11 protein-coding genes are annotated in these 13944 nt (G+C 59.6%); 5 read left to right on the top strand and 6 right to left on the bottom strand.

The features are described 5' to 3' along the window. Positions 1 to 3: 3 nt before the first annotated feature. The 4 genes from cyoB to hmpA all read right to left on the bottom strand — a co-directional run bounded on the left by cyoB (position 4) and on the right by hmpA (position 5649). Positions 4 to 2028, bottom strand: coding sequence for a cytochrome o ubiquinol oxidase subunit I (gene cyoB, locus JQ848_RS04130; protein ID WP_003443538.1), 2025 nt, complete (start codon positions 2026 to 2028; stop codon positions 4 to 6). 3 nt (positions 2029 to 2031) lie between these two features. Beyond that, positions 2032 to 2970, bottom strand: coding sequence for a ubiquinol oxidase subunit II (gene cyoA / locus JQ848_RS04125; protein ID WP_003443541.1), 939 nt, complete (start codon positions 2968 to 2970; stop codon positions 2032 to 2034). A gap of 799 nt (positions 2971 to 3769) precedes the next feature. Continuing rightward, positions 3770 to 4279: a disulfide bond formation protein B gene (locus tag JQ848_RS04120; protein WP_003443547.1), complete on the bottom strand. Its 510-nt coding sequence runs from the start codon at positions 4277 to 4279 to the stop codon at positions 3770 to 3772. 197 nt (positions 4280 to 4476) lie between these two features. Next, positions 4477 to 5649: an NO-inducible flavohemoprotein gene (gene hmpA / locus JQ848_RS04115; RefSeq protein WP_003443551.1), complete on the bottom strand. Its 1173-nt coding sequence runs from the start codon at positions 5647 to 5649 to the stop codon at positions 4477 to 4479. 152 nt (positions 5650 to 5801) lie between these two features. Here hmpA and norR point away from each other — a divergent pair, with 152 nt between their 5' ends. The 3 genes from norR (at position 5802) to JQ848_RS04100 (ending at position 8818) form a co-directional block, all read left to right on the top strand. Then, on the top strand, positions 5802 to 7346 hold the full coding sequence (gene norR, locus JQ848_RS04110) for a nitric oxide reductase transcriptional regulator NorR (RefSeq protein ID WP_010655586.1): 1545 nt from the start codon (positions 5802 to 5804) through the stop codon (positions 7344 to 7346). A gap of 93 nt (positions 7347 to 7439) precedes the next feature. Further along, on the top strand, positions 7440 to 8339 hold the full coding sequence (locus JQ848_RS04105; protein WP_003443555.1) for a chemotaxis protein CheV: 900 nt from the start codon (positions 7440 to 7442) through the stop codon (positions 8337 to 8339). A 5-nt stretch (positions 8340 to 8344) separates the two neighbouring features. Next, positions 8345 to 8818, top strand: coding sequence for a GNAT family N-acetyltransferase (locus JQ848_RS04100; protein ID WP_202210286.1), 474 nt, complete (start codon positions 8345 to 8347; stop codon positions 8816 to 8818). 9 nt (positions 8819 to 8827) lie between these two features. Here JQ848_RS04100 and JQ848_RS04095 read toward each other — a convergent pair whose 3' ends face one another. Further along, positions 8828 to 9073 (bottom strand): hypothetical protein, encoded by a 246-nt coding sequence (locus tag JQ848_RS04095; protein ID WP_029612219.1) that lies wholly within the window; start codon positions 9071 to 9073, stop codon positions 8828 to 8830. Between the two features lie 85 nt (positions 9074 to 9158). Further along, entirely contained in the window at positions 9159 to 9500 is a 342-nt protein-coding gene (locus tag JQ848_RS04090) for a hypothetical protein (protein ID WP_202210285.1), read from the bottom strand. A 195-nt stretch (positions 9501 to 9695) separates the two neighbouring features. Here JQ848_RS04090 and JQ848_RS04085 point away from each other — a divergent pair, with 195 nt between their 5' ends. Next, positions 9696 to 10850: an efflux RND transporter periplasmic adaptor subunit gene (locus JQ848_RS04085; RefSeq protein WP_202210284.1), complete on the top strand. Its 1155-nt coding sequence runs from the start codon at positions 9696 to 9698 to the stop codon at positions 10848 to 10850. Further along, the gene (locus JQ848_RS04080; protein WP_010655583.1) at positions 10847 to 13942 is read left to right on the top strand and encodes a multidrug efflux RND transporter permease subunit; all 3096 of its coding nucleotides are present in this window, start codon (positions 10847 to 10849) and stop codon (positions 13940 to 13942) included. The genes JQ848_RS04085 and JQ848_RS04080 overlap by 4 nt, the downstream gene beginning before the upstream one ends. The last annotated feature ends 2 nt before the right edge of the window (positions 13943 to 13944 follow it).

The following is a 13944-nucleotide window of genomic DNA, read 5'->3' as shown; positions in this document are numbered from 1 at the left end:
GGTTTAAGCCTGTTCCAACTTGGTTTCAACACGGGTAGCCGGGATTGCTTTGGCGGCTACCAGACGCTTGTGCTGCTCGGCCTCGATACGCTCGATGGTCTCAACCGGCACCATATAGCCCTGGTCGTCACGGGCAGCGTGGGCAACGAAGACCACGACAGTGCCAACCAGACCAACGATGGCCAGCCACCAGATGTGCCAGATCATTGCGAAACCGAACACGGTCAGCAAAGCACCCATGTACACACCGGTAGCGGTGTTGTTAGGCATGTGGATCGGCGAGTACTTGGCCGGAGCCTGGTAAGCAGTGCCGTTTTCCTTGGCTTCGGTGAACGCATCGATGGTGTCAACGCGTGGCACGACAGCAAAGTTGTAGAAAGGAGGTGGCGACGAAGTCGACCATTCCAGGGTGTGGCCATTCCATGGATCGCCGTGTTCGCAGGCGTTCTGTGGCAGCTTGCGGTCACGCACGCTGACGTACAGCTGGATCAGCTGGCAAGCGATACCGATAGCGATCAGTACAGCGCCGAACAGAGCCACGTACAGGTAAGGCACCCACTCAGGGTTGGTGCTGGCGTTCAGACGACGGGTCATGCCCATGAAGCCCAGTGCATAGAGCGGCATGAACGCGACGAAGAAGCCCGAGATCCAGAACCAGAATGCTGCCTTGCCCCAGGATTCGTTCAACTTGAAGCCGAACGCTTTAGGGAAGTAGAAGCTGAAGCCTGCGATGTAGCCGAATACTGCGCCGCCGATGATCACGTTATGGAAGTGAGCAATTACGAACAGGCTGTTGTGCAGTACGAAGTCAGCACCCGGAATGGCCAGCAGTACGCCGGTCATGCCGCCGATGGCGAAGGTCACCATGAAGCCCAGGGTCCACAGAACCTGGCTGGTGAAACGCAGACGACCTTGATAGATGGTGAACAGCCAGTTGAATAGCTTCACCCCCGTCGGGATCGAAATCAGCATCGTCGCCAGGCCGAAGAAGGCGTTGACGCTGGCCCCCGAACCCATGGTGAAGAAGTGGTGCAGCCAGACCATGAAGCCCAGGATCGAGATCGCGCCGCTGGCGTAGACCATCGAGTGGTGACCGAACAGACGCTTGCCGGTGAAGGTCGAGATGACTTCAGAGAAGATCCCGAATGCCGGCAGAATGAGGATGTATACCTCAGGGTGACCCCACGCCCAGAACAGGTTGACGTACATCATCGGATTGCCACCAAGTTCACTGGTGAAAATGTGGAAATCCATGTAACGGTCAAGTGTCAGCAGTGCCAGGGTAGCGGTCAGGATCGGGAACGAAGCCACGATCAGGACGTTGGCCCAGGTGCAGGTCCAGGTGAAGATCGGCATGTCCATCAGCTTCATGCCAGGAGCACGCATTTTCAGCACGGTCGCCAGGAAGTTAACCCCGGTTAACGTCGTACCTAGCCCCGATAGCTGTAGCGCCCAGATGTAGTAGTCCATCCCCACGCCAGGGCTGTACTGCAGGCCCGACAGTGGCGGATAGGCAACCCAACCGGTTTTGGCGAACTCGCCGACGCCCAGCGACAGGTTGACCAGCACAACGCCGGACACCAGCAGCCAGAAGCTCAGGGAGTTAAGGAACGGATAGGCCACGTCACGCGCGCCGATCTGCAGCGGCACTGCAAGGTTCATCAGGCCGGTGAAGAATGGCATCGCCATGAAGATGATCATGATCACACCGTGAGCGGTGAAGATCTGGTCATAGTGTTCAGGCGGCAGGTAGCCAGGCGAACCCTCGGTGGCCATGGCCAGCTGGGTACGCATCATGATGGCGTCGGCAAAGCCGCGCAGAAGCATGATCATGGCGACGATGATGTACATCACGCCGATTTTCTTGTGGTCGACTGACGTTAGCCATTCGGTCCACAGGTAGGTCCACTTCTTGAAATAGGTGATTGCTGCAAACAGTGCCAGACCACCGAGCGCGATCATGGCAATAGTGACCATGACAATCGGCTCGTGGAACGGGACCGCTTCCCAACTTAATTTACCAAACATCGTTTACTCCTCTGCCCCGGCAGCTGAATTCGAACTCGTGTCCAACCCATCGGTCCCGGCCACTTCTTTCTTCTCGTGTTTCACCGGCTTGCCTGGATTCATACCTTCGTACTTGTCGACGATTTTCTGAAACAGGTTCGGGGTGAACGAGGAGTAGAGCTCAACGGGGTTGTTCTGACTTGGCTTGGACAGAGCTTCGTATTCAGCTTGTTCAAGCTGTTTAGGTGATGCTTTGACTTCACTTACCCAGGCATCAAAGTCAGCCTGAGAAGTCGCGATCGCTTTGAATTTCATGCCCGTGAAACCAGCGCCGCTGTAGTTGGCAGAAATGCCCTCCAGCTCAGCGTTGTGGTTGGCAATCAAGTGCAGCTTGGTGGTCATACCGGCCATGGCGTAGATCTGACCGCCCAGGCCTGGAATGAAGAACGAGTTCATGACCGTGTCGGAAGTGACGCGGAAGTTAACCGGGGTGTTAGCCGGGAACACGATCTTGTTGACAGTGGCGATACCCTGTTCCGGGTAGATGAACAGCCACTTCCAGTCCATTGCCACCACTTCGATGGTAATCGGCTTGACGTCAGATTCGAGCGGACGATATGGATCCAGCGCGTGGGTCGACTTGTAGGTCAGGATGCCCAGGGCGATGATGATCAGGATAGGTACAGTCCAGATCACGACTTCGATCTTGGTGGAGTGAGACCATTTTGGTGCGTAGGTCGCCTTGGTGTTCGACGCACGGTATTTCCAGGCGAAGATAAAAGTCATCGCAATGACCGGAACCACGACCAGAAGCATCAGCAGTGTTGCGGTGATGATCAGATTTTTCTCTTCGATCCCGACCTGCCCCACCGGATTGAGCAATGTCCAATTGCAACCTCCCAGCAGCAACGTGCCGAAAAGTGGCAATAAGCCAAGGAGTCTGGGGTACCTTTTTTTAGTCATCTCACGACCTCTAAAACAGCTTGCACAATGCAGTTGGTTTTTTTCGCCAACACTTCGCCCTGCCAAGGGTTGGCTCTTTTCCGGAATTGCATGTCGCCCTGCTCTATCACCATCAGGCAGATAGGCAAATTCCGGGTTAGCAGTGGTTTCTTATTCGATACGTGGTCAATGGCCTTGTTACAGACCAATTCCATTTGGTGCGGAACTTAGAAGGGTTGCCAGTACCTGGGAGTCGCATGGGACGCCTGTCATGAACTGCCCAGTCGCCCTTCAACTTCCCGCTTGGGCTCAGGGACGAGCAGGCTGGACGTTCAGTGCGGGCGATTGTAGTTAGGTAGCTCCCTATAAACCATGTCTCATCCAGAAATAATTCTTCTCGGCTACGGTAACAATCCCTACTTATTGTTACGCTGCGAGCCGGAAAACCTCCTTTGCGGCGGCATGTAGCACGTCATTGCCACAGTCGATACGCGCCCCTTTTTAGCGCATGCCCCCATGACTGCCAACCCGCCTGAACGCCCAAATAAAAAGGGCTACAGGCGATTTTCATGGAGCCACCAAGGGACCTTTTCAAGCCCCCCCGCGCTCAGAAAATCGACGGTTGCCAGTTGTACCCGGCGCAGGGTTTTTTCAGCGCTGAATCAGTTCCGGCCACAGGCTGCGACCACTTATCCGTGACAATATGTCGCAGTGTCGCACCCCCTGTTTGCGGGGCTTCATCACAGGCTGTTGACATTTGAGCGGCGACAAAAAACGCCCCGCACTTCAAGACCGAAGTACGGGGCGGCGCGGGTTTAATTCAAACGGCCTTGTTGCGATTGCGATAAATCCCCAGGGGTACCAGAACCGCGGTCAGCACAAAGGCCACCAGCGCCCATTGCGCCAGGGACAGGCCCAGCACCGGCGGGTATGGCGTCGAGCAGAACCCGTCGACCTGAAAGCCCAGCGGGAAAATGCTCGCCAGGGGCAGGCCATCGACGATCGGTTGCAGCACATCAAGCCCGCAGCTCACCGCCGGGTTGGCCAGAATAAAGACGTGGCGTGCAGCAGCGACGATTCCGCCAATGGCACTGAGCACCACCAGCACTTCAAACACCGTCATGCTGCGCCGGGTGGGCATCGCCGCGCCAATAAAGGCAAAGATCGCGATCAGCAGCAACGCATAGCGTTGCAGGATGCACAGTGGGCAAGGGGCCTCACCGAGCACGATTTGCATGTACAGCGCGCCGCCGATCAGTGCCAGGCAGATCAGCCCCAACAAGACCAGAAAGCGCTTTTCCGGGCCCAATCGCATCATGTCTTCCGTCATCCCGCTTCCCTTAGCCTGAGTGTGTAAAACCCGCAGTTTACACCCAGACCTGCGGCCTGGAGGTATCTGAACGGAGCGGCGACGGTGGCGCAGGCAGATTAATCCAGTGTTAAGCCCCTGCCCCGCCCTGCCACCCTGCAGGAGCGAGCTGTTTCAAGAGCAAATGCTCGCTCCCGCAGATTTTCGCGATTCCAGGGTTATTGCAGGTCAGCTGCCGGGCCAAAGAACTCGTAGCGGCTTTGGCTCTGGGGCACGCCCAGGGCCTTGAGCTGACGCTTGACCGCGCCCATGAAACCTTTAGGCCCCAGGAAGTAGGCATCCACGTCGCGATCGGCAGGCAACCACTGGGCCAGCACGTCTTCGGTCAACAGGCCGACATGATCCGCCGCAGCATGCTGCTCGGCGTAACAGTAGAAGCGCTGCAACTGCGGGTGCTGCGCTGCCAGCTCGTCGACCCAGGTACGGAATGCATGCACATCGGCATTGCGCGCGCAGTGGATAAAGTGGATCGGGCGCCGGGTGGCCAGCGCGGCTTCCAGCATCGGCAGGGTCGGGGTAATACCCACGCCGCCACTGATCAATACCAGCGGTTTTTCGCTGTGGGTCAGGGTGAACTCGCCTGCCGGCGGGAACAGTTCCAGGGTGTCGCCGACTTGCAGCCGGTCATGCAGGAAGTTCGAGACCACACCACCGGCCTCGCGTTTGACGCTGATGCGATAGCGTCCGACCCGGGCCAGGGCCGACAGTGAGTAGTTGCGACGCACTTCCTCACCATCGATGATCAGCTTGAGGCCTATGTACTGGCCGGGGGCGCAATCCAGAATCGCCTGTTGATCCACCGGACGGAAGTAGAACGAGGTGATTTCCGAGCTCTCTTCAACCCGGGACACCAGCTTGAACTCACGCCCGCCTCTCCAGCCGCCGGGCGCAGCAGCCTTTTCGTCGTAAATTGCAGCCTCGGCGCCGATCAGGATATCGGCCAGCTGGTTGTAGGCTGCGCCCCAGGCCGCCAGAACCTGGGCAGTCGCGATGTCGCTGCCCAGTACTTCTTCGATGGCCCGCAGCAGGCAGCTGCCGACGATCGGGTAATGCTCGGGGAGGATTTGCAGAGCAACATGCTTGTTGATGATGCGGGCCACCAGATCGCCCAGCTGGTCTAGCTGATCGATGTGCCGTGCATACATCAAAACCCCGGTGGCCAGCGCCCGCGGCTGGTCACCACTGGCCTGGTTGGCCTGATTGAACATCGAGCGGACTTCGGGATGTTCCGCGAGCATCATGCGGTAGAAGTGGGTGATCAAGGCCTCACCGCCGCTTTCGAGCAATGGCACGGTGGATTTGACGATGGCACGGTCCTGGGCAGTAAGCATAGGGTGACTCCTGAGTACATAGACTTGACTATTACCCTTTACTTATCAGTATTCGTGCCAAGTATAAAAACCTTTAAAATCAATAAGATAAAAACATTATTGTCATTTTGACTCACCCTGATTTAGAGTCATATCGACTAGATGAGGTCAAAATGACTGCAAAACCCCTACTCACTGCCCTGCTGCCGCTGGTGGCCGACCTGTCCCGGGATCTGCCAGACAGCGAACGCTTTCGCCGCCTGCTGCAAGCGCTGCGCGCCGTGTTGCCCTGCGACGCTGCGGCCCTGTTGCGGCTGGACGGCGAATGGCTGGTGCCGCTGGCCGTTGACGGCTTGAGTCTCGACACCCTGGGCCGACGTTTCCGAATCAGTGAACACCCGCGCTTTGAAGCGCTGCTCAGCAGTCCGGGGCCAACGCGCTTTCCCGGCAACTGCGAGCTGCCCGACCCCTATGACGGCCTGGTCGACGGACTGGCCGAGCACCTCGAAGTGCACGACTGCATGGGCTGCCCGCTGTTTGTCGAAGAGCGGCCGTGGGGATTGCTGACCCTCGATGCACTTGACCCCAAGCGCTTCGAACCCATCGATCTGGACGACCTGCAAGCCTTTGCCAGCCTGGCCGCCGCCACGGTCAACGTGGCCCGGCGTATCGAGCGTCTGGCGTTACGGGTTGAAGACGAGCAGCAAAAAGCCGAGCTCTATCGACAGGCCCACGGCACCCCGAATAAAGAACTGATAGGGCAAAGCAAAGCCCACAAACACCTGCTCGAAGAAATCGCTCTGGTGGGCGGCAGCGATCTGACCGTGCTGATCACCGGTGAAACCGGGGTCGGCAAGGAGCTGGTGGCCCAGGCGATTCACGCCGCTTCGCCCCGGGCTGAAAAACCGCTGATCAGCCTCAATTGCGCCGCCCTGCCCGACACCCTGGTGGAGAGCGAGCTGTTCGGCCATGTGCGTGGTGCCTTTACCGGCGCAACCCATGATCGACGGGGCAAGTTCGAGCTGGCCAATGGTGGCACCCTGTTTCTGGATGAGGTGGGCGAGCTGTCCCTGACGGTGCAGGCCAAGCTGCTGCGGGTACTGCAAAGCGGACAGTTGCAGCGCCTGGGCTCGGATCAGGAGCATCAGGTTGATGTGCGGCTGATCGCAGCCACCAACCGTGATCTTGCAGAAGAAGTGCGTGCCGGCCGTTACCGCGCCGACTTTTATCATCGCCTGAGCGTTTACCCGCTCAAGGTCCCCGCCCTGCGTGAGCGCGGCCGTGATGTGCTGCTGTTAAGCGGATTTTTCCTGGAGCAGAACCGTTCACGTATGGGCCTGGGCAGCTTGCGTCTGAGCGCGGACGCCCAGGCCGCCCTGCTGCATTACGACTGGCCGGGCAACGTGCGCGAACTGGAGCACCTGATTGGTCGCAGCGCGCTCAAGGCCCTGGGCCGCTGCCATCCGCGGCCACGGATCCTGACATTGACCGCGGCCGATCTGCAGTTGCCCACAACCACTGTTGCCCCGGCAATGGCCAAGCCTGAGGCCGTACCGGACGCCGTGGGTGACTTGCGCCTGGCCACCGAAAATTATCAGCGCCAGCTCATCAGTGCCTGCCTTGAACGCCATCAACATAACTGGGCCAGTGCGGCCCGGGAGCTGGGGCTGGACCGGGCCAACCTCGGGCGGATGGCCAGGCGGCTGGGGTTGAAATAAACCTAGTCGCTGACGAGGAACGGGGCTGCGGCGATTACAGAATTCCGGTTCCAGGTCGATAACCCTGTATCACTGCCCCTCCAGAAGGTTTTTATGTCATCGAACAACGCTCGCGCAGATTCACTTTCGCTTCTGCTGTTCACTTTGCGCAGCGGCAAGCTGATGGCAATCAATCTGCTGAAGGTCAGTGAAATCATTCCCTGCCCGGCGCTGACCAAAATGCCCGAGTCGCACCCCCACGTGAAAGGGGTGGCGGTATTGCGCGGCGCATCCCTGGCGGTGATCGACCTCAGTCGCGCCATCGGCGAACAACCGCTGCTTGATCCTGACGGCGGCTGCCTGATCGTCACCGACGTCAGTCGCTCCAAACAGGGGCTTCACGTACAGGCGGTAAGCAAAATCGTGCACTGCCTGAGCACCGACATTCGCCCTCCACCCTACGGTTCGGGCAAGCGCTCTTATATCACCGGGGTGACCCAGGTCGACGGGGCGCTGGTGCAGGTGCTGGATATCGAAAAAGTGATTCATGGCATCGCCCCCGCCCGGATCGAAGACCTCCCCGAGGCCCTCAGCCGCGAAGACAGCAAACTGCTGGCCGGGGCCCGGATTCTGGTGGTGGATGACAGTCAGGTCGCGCTGCAACAGTCGGTGATTACTTTGCGCAACCTGGGGCTGCATTGCCACACGGCCCGCAGCGCCAAGGAGGCCATCGAGCGACTTCTGGAGCTGCAGGGAACGCCGGAGCAAATCAATGTGCTGGTGTCAGACATCGAAATGTCCGAGATGGATGGCTATGCCTTCACCCGCACCGTGCGCGAAACCCCGGACTTTGCTCATCTTTATGTGCTGCTGCACACCTCGCTGAACAGTGCCATGAACAGCGAAAAAGCACGCCTGGCCGGAGCCAACGCAGTGCTGACCAAGTTCTCGTCGCCGGAGCTGACCCAGTGCCTGATCAAGGCCGCGCGCACGGTTGCCGAGCAGGGTTACTGAATTCAATGAGCGAGTATTGCCTGCTGTTGCGCAAAGACCTGAACCAGCCGCCGGAGCCTGTACAGTGGCCCCGGGGAGTAACTCTGGTGACGCTCAACGAAGCGCTGCTGCAACCCGCCCATGACTTGCTGGTACAGGGCTACGGGCAGGGCGAGGGCAGTGTCCCGTCGCTGCAAGAGTGGCAAGACTGCCTGCAGCATGACGCCGAATACGATGCGCAACTGTGCTTTGTGGTGCTGCTCGAAGGCGAGGTGGCGGCAGTTGCCCAGGCCTGGACCAGCGCCTACCTCAAGGATTTGGTGGTGCATCCCCGGCAGCAGGGCCGAGGATTGGGCGGCACGCTATTGCGCCATGTGTTTGCAGTGTTCCGGCAACGCAATGAAGCCTGGGTTGACCTTAAAGTCATGGAGCACAATCAGCGGGCCTTGCGCCTGTACCACAAACACGGCATGCGCCAGGTTCAACGGCTGGCACTGTAGAACCTGAAATCAGCGCTTGCCCATGGTGCGACGGGTACCGTGGGGCGGAGCGCCCGGGGTTTTATCGTGACCGCCCAGGCCGCTTTTCTGGTAGTAGGCCTGACCTTCGGCCTTGGCCTTGGCAAACTCCGAAGGCTTGAACGGAAAGGTGAAGGCTGGAATGACCGGTTTTTTCGGGGTGTCGAGGCCGGTTTCGCTGTCAACCTGCTCAGTGCCCACGGCATCAGGAGCGGTCGTTGGTGTAGGAGTAGTCATGAAAGCTCCGTAATACGGGGGAAATGATCAGGCCAGGTGGCGCAAGACCGCGCAGTATACCTGCCTGACCTTCCCCGCGGAGCAATCAGCGGTAGGAAATAGTCACCACGCCTTTTTTCCCCGACGACAGGTTTGCGCCGGGGTTTGGCGGATTTTTCAGCTCGGTGAAAGACATGGAATACAGAGGCTCGCTGCCACGGCCTTTGCGCAAGGCCATATTCATGGCGATGACCACACCCGGCGCGACTTCAATCAGTTGGCCGGACTCGCCGTAGTCCACATTACTGGCCAGCCCCAGCTCGTAGGCCGGCTCGACAATAGCGCCATGGAACTGAATCTGGCCACTGCCGATCAGGGTCTGAGCCTGAGTCGTCTGACAAAGGAGGAAAATCGAGCAAGCTGCAAAACCCAACGCCAGGTTTTTCATAATGACCGCCCCTTGAATGGGAACGCGTAAGTGCTCCCTTTAAAGAACTATCGACGCCGGGGCGGTTTACTTGACCACCAGAACACTATTTTTATCTGCCTGTCGGTAATGTCAGTTTGCGGTCACTTTATTGACCCGGTTGACCGGCTATAACCTTAGCGTCCCCTAATTCCACGTACACGGCGTTTACCCGGCATGCGCACTCAAACAAAAAAAATCCTGCTGGGCATGCTTATGGTAGCCCTGATTGGTTGCGGCGCCTGGTGGGCGGCTCGCCCGACCCCCGTTAAATCGACCGCCGGTGTGGCGGTTCCGGTCCGGGTGGTTCAGGTGGCCCGGCAAGATGTGCCGCACTATGTCAGCGGCATAGGCGCTGTGCTGTCGCTGCACAGCGTGATGATTCGTCCGCAAATCGACGGCATCCTCACCCAACTGCTGGTCAAGGAAGGCCAGACCGTCAAGGCCGGTGACCTGCTGGCAACCCTGGATGATCGCTCGATCCAGGCCAGCCTCGATCAGGCCAAGGCCCAATTGGGGCAAAACCAGGCCCAGCTGCAAGTCGCCCTGATCGACCTCAAACGCTATCAGTTGCTGAGTGTCGACAACGGCGTGTCCAAACAAACCCTCGACCAGCAACAGGCCCTGGTCAATCAGCTCAAAGCCACCGCACAAGGTAATCAGGCTTCGATTGCAGCGGCGCAGGTGCAATTGTCGTACACCCGGATTCACTCGCCGGTAAGCGGCAGAGTAGGGATTCGCGCTGTCGACCCGGGCAATTTCCTGCGGGTCAGTGATACCCAGGGGCTGTTTTCCGTCACCCAGATCGATCCGATTGCCGTGGAGTTCTCACTCCCCCAGCAGCTCCTGCCCACTTTGCATAAGTTGCTCGGCGCCAAAGACCCGGCCCTGGTCAAAGCCTTCATTGGCGACTCCAGCCACAGCGGCACGGCACTGGGCGAAGGCCGGCTGAGCCTGATCGACAATCAGGTGTCGGCCAGCACCGGTACGATCAAGGTCAAAGCCCGGTTCGACAACCCCGATCACAACCTGTGGCCCGGCCAGTTGGTGAATGTCGAGATTCAGACCGGTGTTTCGCAAAACGCACTGGTGGTACCGCCCCAGGTGGTGCAGCGCGGCCTGGATAATTATTTTGTGTATCGCATCGTGGGCGACAAGGTCGAAGCCGTGCCGGTACAGATGCTGTATCAGGACAGCGGACTCAACATCATTAACGGCGTCAACCCGGGGGACACCCTGGTCAGCGATGGCCAGTCGCGTCTCAAACCGGGATCACGGGTTGAAGTCTTGAGCGAGCCAGCGCTGACCAGCGCCCAACCGGTGCAACCATGAATAACGGTCGTTCACTGTCAGCCTGGTGTGTCGATCACCCGATCGCCACGGTGTTGCTGACCTTTGCCCTGGTGCTGCTGGGGCTGATCGCCTTCCCGCGGCTGCCCGTCGCCCCCTTGCCCGAAGCGGAGTTCCCGACCATTCAAGTGTCGGCGCAACTGCCCGGCGCCAGCCCCGACACCATGGCATCGTCGGTGGCCACACCGCTGGAGGTGCAATTCAGCGCCATCCCCGGCATGACCCAAATGACCTCCAGCAGCGCGTTGGGCTCCACTACCCTGACCCTGCAGTTCACTCTCGATAAAAGCATCGATACCGCCGCCCAGGAGGTACAGGCGGCAATCAATACCGCGTCCGGCAAGCTGCCCAAAGACATGCCCACTCTGCCGACCTGGAGGAAGGTCAACCCGGCGGACAGCCCGGTATTGATTCTGAGCATCAGCTCGATGCAGATGCCCGGCACCGAACTCAGCGATTACGTCGAAACCCTGCTGGCACGCCAGATCAGCCAGATCGACGGTGTAGGCCTGATCAATATCACCGGCCAGCAACGTCCGGCGATCCGGGTCCAGGCCTCAGCCGACAAGCTGGCGGCCATCGGCCTGACCCTGGCCGATATCCGCCTGGCGATTCAGCAAACCAGCCTCAACCTGGCCAAAGGTGCGCTGTACGGCCCCTCGAGCATTTCCACCCTGTCGACCAACGACCAGTTGTTCGATGCCGACGAGTACGGCCAGCTGATCGTCTCGTACAAGGACGGCGCCCCGGTGCAGTTGCGCGACGTGGCGCGGGTGATCAACGGCTCCGAGAACGACTACGTGCAGGCATGGTCCGGGCATCAGCCGGGGTTGAACCTGGTGATCTCGCGCCAGCCGGGGGCCAACATTGTTGAAACGGTGGACCGCATCCAGGCCGCCCTCCCCGCCCTGCAGGCCATGCTCCCGGCTTCGGTGCAAGTCACGGTCCTCAGCGACCGGACCAAAACCATTCGGGCCTCGCTGCACGAAGTGGAAATTACCCTGCTGATTGCGGTGCTGCTGGTGATCGCAGTGATGGCGCTGTTTTTGCGCCAGTGGTCGGCAACCCTGATCGTTTCGGCGGTACTGGGGGTGTCGCTGATTGCCAGTTTTGCCCTGATGTATGTGCTCGGCTTCAGCCTCAACAACCTGACGCTGGTGGCGATTGTGGTGGCCGTGGGGTTTGTGGTCGACGATGCGATTGTGGTGGTGGAGAACATCCACCGTCATCTCGAAGCGGGCCAGAGCATGCGCGATGCGGCGATCAAGGGCTCCAGCGAGATTGGCTTCACCGTGGTCTCGATCAGCCTGTCGCTGGTGGCCGCCTTTATTCCGCTGCTGTTCATGGGCGGAGTGGTGGGTCGGCTGTTCAAGGAGTTCGCCCTGACCGCGACCTCGACCATTTTGATTTCGGTGCTGGTATCCCTGACCCTGGCGCCCACCCTGGCGGCGCTGTTCATGCGCTCGCCAGTGCACCACGCCGATGCCCGCCCCGGTTTTGGTGAACGCCTGCTGGCGCTGTATGACAAGGGCCTGAAGCGGGCACTGGCCCACCAACGGCTGATGCTGGGGGTTTTCGCGGTGACGCTGGCGATGGCCATTGCCGGCTATGTACTGATCCCCAAGGGCTTCTTCCCGGTGCAAGACACAGGTTTCGTGCTGGGTACCAGCGAAGCGGCGTCGGATATTTCATTTGCCGACATGCGCAAAAAACATCTGCAACTGGCCAACATCATCAGTGCCGACCCGGCGGTGCAGGCGTTCTCCCATTCGGTGGGGGTGACCGGCAGCAACCAGACTATCGCCAACGGTCGCTTCTGGATTGCCCTCAAGGACCGCAGCGACCGCGATGTGTCGGCCAGTGAATTTATCGACCGGATTCGCCCGCAGCTGGCCAAAGTCCCGGGCATCGTCCTGTACCTGCGCGCCGGCCAGGACATCAACCTCAGCTCGGGCCCCAGCCGCAGCCAGTATCAGTACGTGCTCAAGAGCAATGACGGGCCAACGCTCAATACCTGGACCCAGCGTCTGACCGAAAAACTGCGCACCAATCCGGCATTCCGCGACCTGTCCAACGATCTGCAACTGGGCGGCAGCATCACCCCTATCAGCATCGACCGGAACGCCGCCGCCCGCTTCGGCCTGACCGCCACCGATGTCGACGAAGCCCTGTATGACGCCTTTGGTCAGCGTCAGGTCAATGAGTTCCAGACCGAGACCAACCAGTACAACGTGATTCTGGAGGTCGACGCGCAGCAGCGTGGCAAGGCCGAAAGCCTGAATTATTTCTACCTGCGCTCGCCGCTGACGGGCGAGATGGTGCCGCTGTCGGCCGTGGCCAAAGTCGATGCGCCAGTCAGTGGTCCGCTGTCGATCAGCCATGACGGCATGTTCCCGGCGGCCAACCTGTCATTCAACCTTGCCCCCGGCGTAGCCCTGGGCGATGCCGTACTGATGCTCAATCAGGCGAAAAATGAAATCGGCATGCCAAGCACCATCAGCGGCAACTTCCAGGGCGCGGCGCAAGCCTTCCAGAGCTCGCTGGCCAGCCAGCCGTGGCTGATTCTGGCGGCGCTGGTGGCGGTCTACATCATTCTCGGGGTGCTGTACGAAAGCTTCGTGCATCCGCTGACGATCATTTCCACCCTGCCCTCCGCAGGCCTGGGGGCGCTGGTGATGCTATGGATCTGCGGCCAGGACTTTTCGATCATGGCGCTGATCGGGCTGGTACTGCTGATCGGCATCGTCAAGAAAAACGGCATCCTGATGATCGACTTCGCCCTCGACGCACAACGCACTCGCGGGCTAAGCCCGGAAGAAGCGATCTATGAAGCCTGCCTGACGCGGTTCCGGCCGATCATCATGACCACCCTCGCCGCCTTGCTCGGCGCCCTGCCGCTGATGCTCGGCTATGGCACCGGTGCCGAACTGCGCCAGCCGCTGGGAATCGCCGTGGTCGGCGGGTTGCTGGTGAGCCAGGCGCTGACGCTGTTCACCACGCCGGTCATATACTTGTGGCTGGAACGACTGTTCCAGCGTTCCAAACCCGTCAGCTTGCTGGCGACGAATCACTGAGG

Origin of the sequence: Pseudomonas paraversuta (assembly GCF_904067025.1) — a bacterium.
Classification (GTDB): domain Bacteria; phylum Pseudomonadota; class Gammaproteobacteria; order Pseudomonadales; family Pseudomonadaceae; genus Aquipseudomonas; species Aquipseudomonas paraversuta.
This window is presented reverse-complemented; position numbering and strand designations above follow the sequence as displayed.

Excerpts from the sequence above, each read along its gene's own strand:
- hmpA (WP_003443551.1), bottom strand. The coding sequence starts at position 5,649 with ATGCTTACTGCCCAGGACCGTGCCATCGTCAAATCCACCGTGCCATTG.
- JQ848_RS04100 (WP_202210286.1), top strand. The coding sequence starts at position 8,345 with ATGAGCGAGTATTGCCTGCTGTTGCGCAAAGACCTGAACCAGCCGCCG.
- norR (WP_010655586.1), top strand. The coding sequence starts at position 5,802 with ATGACTGCAAAACCCCTACTCACTGCCCTGCTGCCGCTGGTGGCCGAC.
- JQ848_RS04120 (WP_003443547.1), bottom strand. The coding sequence starts at position 4,279 with ATGACGGAAGACATGATGCGATTGGGCCCGGAAAAGCGCTTTCTGGTC.
- JQ848_RS04095 (WP_029612219.1), bottom strand. The coding sequence starts at position 9,073 with ATGACTACTCCTACACCAACGACCGCTCCTGATGCCGTGGGCACTGAG.
- cyoB (WP_003443538.1), bottom strand. The coding sequence starts at position 2,028 with ATGTTTGGTAAATTAAGTTGGGAAGCGGTCCCGTTCCACGAGCCGATT.
- cyoA (WP_003443541.1), bottom strand. The coding sequence starts at position 2,970 with ATGACTAAAAAAAGGTACCCCAGACTCCTTGGCTTATTGCCACTTTTC.
- JQ848_RS04085 (WP_202210284.1), top strand. The coding sequence starts at position 9,696 with ATGCGCACTCAAACAAAAAAAATCCTGCTGGGCATGCTTATGGTAGCC.
- JQ848_RS04080 (WP_010655583.1), top strand. The coding sequence starts at position 10,847 with ATGAATAACGGTCGTTCACTGTCAGCCTGGTGTGTCGATCACCCGATC.
- JQ848_RS04105 (WP_003443555.1), top strand. The coding sequence starts at position 7,440 with ATGTCATCGAACAACGCTCGCGCAGATTCACTTTCGCTTCTGCTGTTC.
- JQ848_RS04090 (WP_202210285.1), bottom strand. The coding sequence starts at position 9,500 with ATGAAAAACCTGGCGTTGGGTTTTGCAGCTTGCTCGATTTTCCTCCTT.